The organism is Burkholderia sp. LS-044, from assembly GCF_004803625.1.
In the GTDB taxonomy this organism is placed as follows: Bacteria; Pseudomonadota; Gammaproteobacteria; order Burkholderiales; family Burkholderiaceae; genus Burkholderia; species Burkholderia cepacia.
The window spans coordinates 340,457-350,914 of sequence record NZ_SSWO01000006.1 but is presented as its reverse complement, the minus strand read 5'-3'; the positions used below and the strand labels follow the sequence as shown (position 1 = coordinate 350,914).

General features: G+C 69.8%; 10 protein-coding genes. 7 read left to right on the top strand and 3 right to left on the bottom strand.

What is annotated here, in order from left to right; translation table 11 throughout:
- Positions 1-42: 42 nt before the first annotated feature.
- A complete protein-coding gene (locus E9536_RS18530; RefSeq protein WP_021163802.1) occupies positions 43-984 on the bottom strand; it encodes an AraC family transcriptional regulator in 942 nt (313 codons plus the stop codon).
- Between the two features lie 217 nt (positions 985-1,201).
- Between E9536_RS18530 and E9536_RS18525 the strand changes: the two genes are divergently transcribed.
- From E9536_RS18525 to E9536_RS18510, 4 genes are read left to right on the top strand one after another with little or no spacing between them, the layout of a single operon-like run.
- Positions 1,202-2,854: an AMP-binding protein gene (locus tag E9536_RS18525; RefSeq protein ID WP_136470356.1), complete on the top strand. Its 1,653-nt coding sequence runs from the start codon at positions 1,202-1,204 to the stop codon at positions 2,852-2,854.
- Positions 2,851-3,624: an alpha/beta fold hydrolase gene (locus E9536_RS18520; RefSeq protein ID WP_059709437.1), complete on the top strand. Its 774-nt coding sequence runs from the start codon at positions 2,851-2,853 to the stop codon at positions 3,622-3,624. Before E9536_RS18525 ends, E9536_RS18520 begins: the two co-directional genes overlap by 4 nt.
- Entirely contained in the window at positions 3,621-3,926 is a 306-nt protein-coding gene (locus tag E9536_RS18515; protein WP_021163799.1) for an isochorismate lyase, read from the top strand. The genes E9536_RS18520 and E9536_RS18515 overlap by 4 nt, the downstream gene beginning before the upstream one ends.
- Positions 3,923-5,383 carry an isochorismate synthase gene (locus E9536_RS18510; RefSeq protein ID WP_136470355.1) on the top strand — a complete coding sequence of 487 codons (1,461 nt, stop codon included), beginning with the start codon at positions 3,923-3,925 and terminating at the stop codon, positions 5,381-5,383. The genes E9536_RS18515 and E9536_RS18510 overlap by 4 nt, the downstream gene beginning before the upstream one ends.
- Before the next feature lie 25 nt (positions 5,384-5,408).
- Here E9536_RS18510 and E9536_RS18505 read toward each other — a convergent pair whose 3' ends face one another.
- Entirely contained in the window at positions 5,409-6,293 is an 885-nt protein-coding gene (locus E9536_RS18505) for a LysR family transcriptional regulator (protein ID WP_136470354.1), read from the bottom strand.
- Between the two features lie 78 nt (positions 6,294-6,371).
- Between E9536_RS18505 and E9536_RS18500 the strand changes: the two genes are divergently transcribed.
- Positions 6,372-7,673: an aspartate aminotransferase family protein gene (locus tag E9536_RS18500; RefSeq protein ID WP_059698356.1), complete on the top strand. Its 1,302-nt coding sequence runs from the start codon at positions 6,372-6,374 to the stop codon at positions 7,671-7,673.
- Between the two features lie 81 nt (positions 7,674-7,754).
- Here the strand turns inward: E9536_RS18500 and E9536_RS18495 are convergent, their stop codons facing one another.
- Positions 7,755-8,504 (bottom strand): SDR family oxidoreductase, encoded by a 750-nt coding sequence (locus tag E9536_RS18495; RefSeq protein ID WP_059698358.1) that lies wholly within the window; start codon positions 8,502-8,504, stop codon positions 7,755-7,757.
- Positions 8,505-8,545: 41 nt separating this feature from the next.
- Between E9536_RS18495 and E9536_RS18490 the strand changes: the two genes are divergently transcribed.
- Complete coding sequence (locus tag E9536_RS18490) at positions 8,546-9,523, top strand: AraC family transcriptional regulator (protein ID WP_136470353.1); 978 nt, start codon at positions 8,546-8,548, stop codon at positions 9,521-9,523.
- A gap of 62 nt (positions 9,524-9,585) precedes the next feature.
- Positions 9,586-10,443, top strand: a complete 858-nt coding sequence (locus E9536_RS18485) for an AraC family transcriptional regulator (protein WP_136470401.1) — start codon at positions 9,586-9,588, stop codon at positions 10,441-10,443.
- The last annotated feature ends 15 nt before the right edge of the window (positions 10,444-10,458 follow it).

The following is a 10,458-nucleotide window of genomic DNA, read 5'->3' as shown; positions in this document are numbered from 1 at the left end:
CCATGAGCCCGGTCGATTGCTTTAGGCGGCCGGTCAGTTGTTTTAGATTGCCGCGCTCTCCAGTTCGGCATCGTCGATCGCGTTCGACGATGCGCGAATGTCGCTCGGCGAAATGCCGTAGCGCTTGCGGAACGCGATCGAGAAATGCGCGGGGCTGTAGCCGACGCGGTACGCCACGGTCGACACGTTCGCGTCCTCCGCGCACAGCATCGCGTGCGCGGTCCGCAGCCGGTATTCCTGCAGGTACGCATACACGCTCGTGCCGAACACCTTGCGGAAGCCGGCCGTCAGCTTGCGCGAATTCATCCCCACCCGGCCCGCGAGCGCATCGAGCGTCGGCGGCTGCTGGAGTTCGCGCGTGAGGATGTCGCTCGCCGCGTACACGCGCTCGACGTCCGACGACGTGACGCGCACGTCGGCCGGCGCGAACTGCCGCTGCGTCGCCAGCAGCTGCGCGCTCAGCGCGGTCAGCTCGAACGCCTTGGCCTTCAGGTAGTACTCGCGCACCGCGCCCTCGAACGGGCACGTCGCGATCTGTACCGCGAGCGCCTGCAGCGCCTTCGATGCCGGGCAACTGACGATGCGCGGATCGCCGCCCGTCGGCGCGAGCATCTTCTCCGGCAACAGGCTCAGGTTGCGGTCGAGCGCATCGAGGCCGAGCTGCACGATCGTGTAGCGCAGCGGCACGTCGCGGTCGTAGATCTGGTGCGTCGTGAATTCGCCGTCGTTGGCGATCACGCACAGGCCCGGCCCCTTGATGCACTGCTCGGGCTGGCCCGGCACGCGGCAGCGCAACTGCCCGCTCTGCACGAGGACGAGCTTCAGCCCTTTTTCGAGCGGCTCCTCGTACCAGTCGCGGCTGTCCGAGCACAGCGTGCCGCTCATGAGTTTCATGCCCGCGTCGATGTGCACCACGCCCGGATGATTGCCGGGCACGAGCACCGGCGGGTGACGTCGTGACGAAGCGAAGGAGGTCGAGCTCATCGGAGGTCCGTTGGTTAGGCGGCACGCGCGGCCCGGCGCGCGCCGGCGGCAACCGGCCGATTCTCCGGCCGGGCCGGGCGGGCGCCGCGCGACAGGCGCCCGATCGAATGAAATTGCCGCGATATCGAAAGAAACGACGTTATCGCGGCACTTGTTACAAATGATAATACCTCTCATTTACATTTTTTGACAACTTGCCGGAACCCAAGGTCAGCGCATGCACTCTTCCCTTCCCTCCGTGGCGCCGGCCATCCCGGCCGACGCGCCCGACTGGCCCGACGACTTCGCGCACCGCTATCGCGACGCCGGCTACTGGCAGGACACGACGTTCTTCGAGGCGCTCGACGCGCAAGCGCAGCGCGCCCCCGACGCGCTCGCGGTCGTTGACGGCACCTGCCGGCTCGGCTATCGCGACCTGCTGGCGCGCATCCGCCAGCTTGCGGGCGGCCTCGCGCGTCTGGGCCTGGTGCGCGGCGACGCGGTCGTCGTCCATCTGCCGAACGGCGCACGCTTCATCGAAACCTGCTTCGCGCTGTTCCAGCTCGGGGTGCGGCCGGTGCTCGCGCTGCCTGCCCACCGGCACTACGAGATCGGCGCGTTCTGCCGCTTCGCCGGCGCGCGCGCGTATCTGTGCGCGGCACAACTCGGCGAGTTCGACTGCCGGCCGCTCGCGGCCGCGTTGCAGGCCGACTGCCCGACGCTCGAGCACGTCGTGATGGACGGCAACGATCACGCGTTCACACCATTCGACGCGCTGTACGACGCGCCGCCGCTGCGCGAATGCGCGGCACGCGGCGACGACATCGCGTGCTTCCAGCTGTCGGGCGGCACGACCGGCACGCCGAAGCTGATCCCGCGCCGCCATCGCGAATACCTGTACAACGTGCGTGCGTGCAGCGTCGCGAGCGGATTCGACGCCGGCACCGTCTATCTCGCCGCGCTGCCGATGGCGCACAACTTCACGCTGTGCTGCCCCGGCACGATCGGTGCGCTGCTCGCGGGCGGCCGCGTGGTCGCAACCGGGCGGCCCGAGCCCGAACAGAGCTTCGCGCTGATCGCGCAGGAACGCGTCACGCATACCGCGCTCGTGCCGCCGCTCGCGCTGCTGTGGCTCGACGAACAGCCGCAACGCCGGGCCGACCTGTCGAGCCTGCGCGTGCTGCAGGTCGGCGGCGCGCGGTTGATGGACCACGCGGCCGCGCGCGTGACGCCCGTGCTCGGCTGCCGGCTGCAACAGGTGTTCGGGATGGCCGAAGGGCTCATCTGCTGCACGCGGCTCGACGATTCGCCCGAACGGATCGCGCATACGCAGGGCCGACCCGTGTCGGACGGCGACGAAGTGCGCATCGTCGACGACGCCGGCGAACCGGTCGCACCCGGCGAGATCGGCGAGTTGCAGGTGCGCGGCCCGTACACGATACGCGGCTACTACCGGCTCGCCGAGCACAACGCAACCGCGTTCACGGCCGACGGCTTCTATCGCAGCGGCGACCGCGTGCGGCGCACCGCCGACGGCGACCTCGTCGTCGAAGGCCGCGACAAGGACCAGATCAATCGCGGCGGCGAGAAGGTCTCCGCCGAGGAAGTGGAGAACCTGCTGCTCGCGCACCCGCAGGTGCATGACGCGGCGGTGGTCGCGATGCCCGACCCGCTGCTCGGCGAGCGCACGTGCGCGTTCGTCGTCGCACGCGCACCCGCGCCGTCCAGGCTGGTGCTGAAACGCTACCTGCGCGACTGCGGGCTCGCCGCCTTCAAGATTCCCGATCGCATCGAGTTCATGCCGCGCTTCCCGGAAACCGGCATCGGCAAGACCAGCAAGAAATCGCTGCGCGACCTGCTGCGCCGCCAGTTGCAGGCGGCGGCCGCATGAGCGCGCGACCGACCGGTTCGAACTGGATCCGCGAGCTGCGCCTGTCGCCGTGCCCGCGCGCGCAGCTCGTGTGTTTCCCGCATGCAGGCGGCACCGCGAATTTCTTTCGCAACTGGAGCCGCGCGCTGCCATGGGACGTCGACCTGCTCGCGCTGCAGTATCCGGGCCGCGAGGAACGCTTCGGCGAACCGTGCCTGACGACGATCGACGCCCTCGCCGGCCCCGCCGCCGACGCGCTGCAACGCTATGCGCACGCGCCGCTCGTGCTGTTCGGGCACAGCCTCGGCGCGGCGCTCGCGTACGAGGTGGCGGTGCGGCTCGAGGCGCGCGGCGCGGCACCGCTTTACCTGGCCGTATCCGCGTTGCCGCCGCCGCATCGTCAGCGCCTGTCCGATCTGCACCTGCAATCCGACGACGCGCTCGTGGCCGATGTCGCCCGGCTGTCCGGCGAGCACGCCGCGCTGCTCGCCGATCCGGAGATGCGCGCGATCTACCTGCCGATGATCCGCCACGACTACCGTGCGATCGAGACGTATCGCCGCGACCGGCCGCCGCGGCTCGACACGCCGCTCGGCGTGATGCTGCCGCTTGCCGATTCCGAGCTCGACGACGACGAAGCGCGCGCGTGGCAGGACGTCGCGTCGCGCCCGATCCGCATCGAGACGTTCAGCGGCGACCACTTCTACCTGCGGCACCAGTACCCGGCGCTGATCGCGCATCTGGTCGAACGGATCGACCAATCCCTTCGTTACGGAAAGGAGTACACATGAAAACACCGGACGCCTGCACGGGGCTGCCCGACATTCGCGAAGCCATCGATCGCCTGGACGCCGACATCATCGACGCGCTCGGCCGGCGCATGCAATACGTGAAGGCCGCATCGCGCTTCAAGCCCGACGAAGCGAGCATCGCCGCGCCGGAACGGGTGGCCGCGATGCTGCCCGACCGGCGCCGCTGGGCCGAACAGGCGGGCCTCGACGGCGACTACGTCGAGACGCTGTTCGCCGGCCTGATCGCGTGGTACATCGCGCAACAGACGCAGCACTGGCGCCGGCAACGGGGGCTCGCATGAACGCCGGCCTCCCGCTGCTGCACGACACGTTCGCCCGTGCGGCCCGCCGCGCCGCCGACACCGGCACGCCGACGCTCGCGTCGGTGTCGGTGCCGGTGCGGCCGCTCGACTTCTTCGACCTGATCGCCGCGTGGGACGACGGGGCCACGCCGTGGTTCTTCCACGAAGCCGGCGATGCATCCGTCACGCTGTTCGGCTGGGACAGTGCGCTCGAACTGACCGCCACCGGCGACACGCGCTTCGCGCAGATCGATGCGCGCTGGCGCACGCTCGTTCGCGATGCCGTGACGGCCGGCCCGCAGCCGCCGCGCGCCGTCGGCGGCTTCCGGTTCGATCCGCGCGGCGCGCGCAGCGCGCACTGGGCGCCGTTTCCCGACGCCAGCATGACGGTGGCGACGCTGCTGATCGTGCGCGAAGGCGACGCGCACTGGGCCGTCTGTCAGCACGTCGTCGCCGCGCACGACGATCCGGCCGCGCTCGCGCATGCGTGTCTCGCGCGCATCGAGTCGCTCGGCACGCTCGCGGCCGCCCGCGACGACGCTGCACCGCATCTGCTGCACACGCAGGCGCTGCAGGCGAGCGAATGGCAGCACGAAGTCCGGCGCGCGGTGGACGCGATCCACGGCGGCGCGTTCGGCAAGGTCGTGCTCGCGCGCGACGTGCTCGAACAGTACGCGCGGCCCGTTGCCATCGCGCCGCTGCTGCGCCGGCTGCGCACGCGCGACGCGCACGCGCACCTGTTCGCGGTCCGCCGTGAAGGCGCCTGCTTCGTCGGCGCCACGCCGGAACGGCTCGCGCGTGTCGCGGCCGGCGACGTGCGCACGCATGCGCTGGCCGGGACGATCCGGCGCGGCGCCACGCCCGACGACGATCGCGCACTCGGCGCGGCCCTGATGGCTTCCGCCAAGGAGCGGCTCGAACACGCGCTCGTCGTCGACGCGATCCGCGCCGCGCTCACGCCGCTGTCGCGCGTGCTCGACGTGCCCCCGGAACCGTCGCTGCACCGGCTGCCGAGGCTGCAGCACCTGAGCACGCCGATCCGCGCGACGCTGAAGGCGGACGCGACGCTCTTGCAGGTCATCGCGGCGCTGCACCCGACGCCGGCGGTGGCCGGCCATCCGCGCGACGCGGCGCTCGACCACATCCGCGCGCATGAAGGATTCGATCGCGGCTGGTATGCGGCGCCCGTCGGCTGGATCGACGCGCACGGCAACGGCGACTTCATCGTCGCGCTGCGCTCCGCGCTGGTCGACGGCGGGGCCTGCCGGCTGTTCGCGGGCTGCGGCATCGTCGCCGATTCCGAGCCGGTCAACGAATATCAGGAAACCGAACTCAAGTTGTCGGGCATGCAGGCGGCGATCCGCGTGCGTGATGTGGAGGCGGGGGTGGCGGGGGTGGAGGCGGCACCGGAAGCGCATGACCCGGCACGGGTGTCGGCTTCGTCGACGGTCGAGTGACGCCGCGGCGCGGCGGCCGCGCGCATCACAACAGCGGCAGCGTGAGCCGGATATGCTCGGCGAACGCCGCCGTCAGGTGCGACGGCCGCTTGCGATCGAACCTCAGCGTAATGCCCACGGCAGGCAACGGCGGCAGGCGCGGATCGCCGGTGACGATCGCCAGGTCGGCCGGTACCGCCGTCTGCGTAATCACCGCGAACGCCTGCCCCGAACGCACCAGCGCAATCAGCCCCGCGAGACTGCTGCTCGCGTAGGCGACGCGGTAGTGACGGCCGGCGCGCTCCAGCGCCTCGCAGGCCGCGATGTGGTCGAGCGTGTCGCGATCGGACAAAGCAAGCGGCAGCGGATCGAAATGCCCGGGTTCCAGCCCCGGATAGCCGATCCAGACCAGTTGCTCGCGGCGAATGATGTCGTCGTTCGCGCCGTCGTCCGGCAATGAAATCATCGCCAGGTCGACCGCGCGTTTCTCCAGCTGTTCGACGAGCCGCGGCGTCGGCCCGCACACGACCTCGACGATCGCCTGCGGATGCTGGCTCGAAAACTGCCGCAGCAGCGACGGCAGCCACACCTCCGCGTAATCGTCCGGGCACCCGAAGCGGATCGTCCCCGACAACCCCGTGCCGCACAGGTCGGCCATCGCCTCGTCGTGCAGCCGCAGGATGCGCTGCGCATGCACGAGCAGCCGCTCGCCCGGATGGGTCAGCACCACGCCGCGCCCGGTGCGCTGGAACAGCGGCTGGTCGACGGCCTCCTCGAGCCGCTTCATCTGCTGGCTGAGCGCGGACTGGGTGCGGCCGACACGCGCGGCCGCGCGGCTGAGCGCACGCACCTCCGCGATCACGACGAACGAGCGCAGCAGGTCGATTTCAAGCGAAAGCCCCAAGGTATTAGCTCCTTTTCTACCTTGCATAAGAACTATTCGTTTCCATCAAACCAGACACACGCCTAGACTGCAAGCGATCCCTGCCCTTTTGCCCGGAGACGCCCGATGTCCCTGAACGACGACCCGACCTTCTGGCGCAACGCCAGGCAGCACCTGGTCCGCTACGGCGGCACGTTCGAGCCGATGATCATCGAGCGCGCGAAAGGCAGCTTCGTCTACGACGCCGACGGCCGCGCGATCCTCGATTTCACGTCGGGGCAGATGAGCGCGGTGCTCGGCCACAGCCATCCGGAGATCGTCTCCGTGATCGGCGAATACGCGGGCAAGCTCGACCATCTGTTCAGCGGGATGCTGTCGCGGCCGGTCGTCGATCTCGCGACGCGCCTCGCCGACATCACGCCCGACGGGCTCGATCGCGCGCTGCTGCTCAGCACCGGCGCGGAATCGAACGAAGCGGCGATCCGGATGGCGAAGCTCGTCACCGGCAAGTACGAGATCGTCGGCTTCGCGCAGTCGTGGCACGGGATGACGGGCGCCGCCGCATCGGCCACGTACAGCGCCGGCCGCAAGGGCGTCGGCCCGGCCGCCGTCGGCTCGTTCGCGATTCCCGCACCGTTCACCTACCGGCCGCGCTTCGAGCGCAACGGCACGTACGACTATCTCGCCGAACTCGACTACGCGTTCGACCTGATCGACCGCCAGTCGAGCGGCAACCTCGCCGCGTTCATCGCGGAGCCGATCCTCAGTTCGGGCGGGATCATCGAGCTGCCGGAAGGCTATATGGCGGCGCTCAAGCGCAAGTGCGAGGAACGCGGGATGCTGCTGATCCTCGACGAAGCGCAGACGGGCGTCGGGCGCACCGGCACGATGTTCGCGTGCCAGCGCGACGGCGTGACGCCCGACATCCTGACGCTGTCGAAGACGCTCGGCGCCGGGCTGCCGCTCGCGGCCATGGTGACGTCCGCGGCGATCGAGGAACGCGCGCACGAACTCGGCTACCTGTTCTACACGACGCACGTGTCGGACCCGCTGCCGGCGGCCGTCGGCCTGCGCGTGCTGGACGTCGTTCAGCGCGACGGGCTCGTCGCTCGGGCGAACGTGATGGGCGAGCGGCTGCGGCGCGGCCTGCTCGACCTGATGGAGCGTTTCGACTGCATCGGCGACGTGCGCGGACGCGGGCTGCTGCTCGGTGTCGAGATCGTCAAGGATCGCCGGACGAAGGAACCGGCGGACGGGCTCGGCGCGAAGATCACGCGCGAATGCATGAACCTCGGGCTCAGCATGAACATCGTGCAGTTGCCCGGCATGGGCGGCGTGTTCCGGATCGCGCCGCCGCTGACTGTCAGCGAGGAAGAGATCGATCTCGGCCTGGCGCTGCTGGGGCAGGCGATCGAACGGGCGTTGTGACGGCGCGCGGTAACGCCCTTCCCCGCATCACGCAATCCGTCGCGCCGGCTCGACCGACCGGCGCGACGAATTTCCGATCGATCAACGCGCCTCGGCCGCCCACGCTTCGGCATCCGCGCCGGCCGGAATGCGCATCGGGCTCGACGGATCGGTCGCCGCGCGCCACACGGCTTCGGCGACGTCCTGCGCATGGGTGATCGGCCCCGATGCATCGAGCATCCGCGCGACGGCCTTCCCGACAAACTCCGCATACGCGTCGTGTTCGAAGCCATGCATGTGCGCGCGCGCGTTGTCGCCGAAACGCGTGTCCGGCGCCCGGCCCGGCAGCACCAGATGCGCGCGCACGCCGAACGGTTCGAGTTCGACCGCCATCGATTCGGTGTACGCATTGACTGCCGCCTTGCTCGCGCGATACGCGCCGACCAGCGGCAACGCCTTCAGCGTGACGCTCGACGTGACGTTCACGACCACGCCGGCCCCGCGCTCGCGAAACTGCGGCAGCACGGCCTGCGTGACTGCGATCGTGCCGAGCGTGTTGGTCTCGAACAGCGCACGCACCGTATCGAACGGCATGAGCTCGGCCGGCGCGGCCGCGCCGAAACCCGCGTTGTTGACGAGCACGTCGATCGGGCCCGCCGCGTCGATCGCGGCACGGATGCTGTCCGCGTTCGTCACGTCGAGCGCCAGCACGCGCAGGTGCGCCGAAGGCGGCAGCACGGCCGCGTCCGGCGTGCGCATCGTCGCGACGACCTGCCAGTCGCGTGCGAGGAAATGGCGGGCGATCTCGAGGCCGAAGCCGGAGGAACAGCCGGTGATCAGTACGGTCTTCATGCGAACTCCTGAGGTGTGTTGGGCATGTGTCCGTACGATAGATGGCCGGATCCGTATTCGCTACAATCGGAAATCCGATTTTCTTTTGCGAGCGTCCGACAATGATCGACCCACTGACCGAAGTCGTGACGCTGCTGCAACCGGGCGCGCGGTACTCCAAGTCCGTTCACGGTGCGAGCCCGTGGTCGATCAGCCGCACGGTCGCCGGCGAGCCGTTCTATTGCGCGATCCTCGATGGCGGGTGCCGGATCGCGATCGACGGGCACGCGCCGATCGAACTGCTGCCCGGCGATTTCGTGCTGATTCCGGCCGCCTACGGCGTCGCGATGTCGAGCCTCGAACCGCCGCCGCCGGGCGTCGAAACCGCGCCGCCGGTCGCGCTCGACAACGGCGAATACCGGATCGGCGATCCGGGCAACCCGGTCGACACGCGGATGATGGCCGGCAACTGCAGCTTCGGTTCACCCGACGCGGCACTGCTGGTGTCGCTGCTGCCGCAATTCGTGCACGTGCGCGGCGAACCGCGGTTGACCACGCTCGTGCAACTGGTGCGCGACGAATCGCGCGCACAGCGGCCCGCGCGCGAAATCGTGCTGGCGCGGCTGCTGGAGGTGCTGCTGATCGAGGCGCTGCGGTTCACGACCGACACGAACGCGTCGCCCGGCCTCATGCGCGGGCTGGCCGACAACCGGCTCGCGGCCGCGCTCCGCGGGATGCACGCACGCCCCGCGCATCCGTGGACGGTCGTCGAACTCGCGAAGGAAGCGGCACTGTCGCGCTCGACTTTCTTCGAACGCTTCAACCGCGCGGTCGGCGTCGCGCCGATGGAATACCTGCTCACGTGGCGCATGGCGCTCGCGAAGAACCTGCTCCGGCGCAATGAAGGCCGCATCGCCGAGATCGCGGGGCGCGTCGGCTACAGTTCGGCGAGCACGTTCACGGTCGCGTTCACGCGCCACGTCGGGCGGCCGCCGGCGCAATACGCGCGGGACGAACAGGCGGTGACGAACGACGCGTGAGCGGGCGGCATCGGCGTACACTGCAGGACACGTCACGACGCGGCACGAAACGAGCGATGGAGATGGACACGGCGACGAACGGCAGCGACACGCGCGACCACTGGCTCGTCGCTCGGCGCGATGCGGACACCGGCATCGAAAGCCTGCATGCGCATTTCAGCGGCCATGCATACGATGCGCACGATCACGACGACATGCTGGTCGGCTTCACCGAACAGGGCGTGCAGCAATTCCAGTGCCACCGGTCGGTGCATACGAGCGTGCCGGGCCGCGCGATCCTGATCGAGCCGGGCGCGCTGCACGATGGCCACGCGCCCGAAGCGGGCGGCTTCACGTATGGAATGCTGTACCTCCCGCAGGCATGGGTCGAGCGAGCGGCACGCCGGCTGGATCTGCCGGGCCTCGGCGGCGTCGAAGCCGCGTTCGGCCACACGCTGGTCGACGATCGCGGCCTCGTCGACACGATCCGGCAGGCGTTCGTCGCGCTCCACGGCAACGAGGGCAAGCTCGCACGCGACCAGGCGCTCGACCGCCTGCTGACGCGGCTCGGCGGCGAATTGCGCGCCCCGCTCGCGAGCGGCGGCAATGCCGTCGCGCCCGCGATTGCCCGCGCACGCGATCTGCTGCATGCGCGCATGAGCGACGATATCGGCCTCGACGCACTCGTCGATCTCACCGGAATCGACCGGTTCCGGCTGACGCGGCTGTTCCAGCGCGCGTACGGCACGTCGCCGCACGCATACCTGGTGCGCTTGCGGCTACGCGCCGCGCGCCGCCTGCTGGCCACCGGCCGCACACCCGCGCAGGTCGCGGCCGACGTCGGCTTCGCCGACCAGAGCCACCTCGGCCGCTGGTTCCGCCGCGCATACCGGATCACGCCGGCTGCGTACCGGCAAATGTGCACAAACGTTCCAGACTGATCCCACGCGGCATCC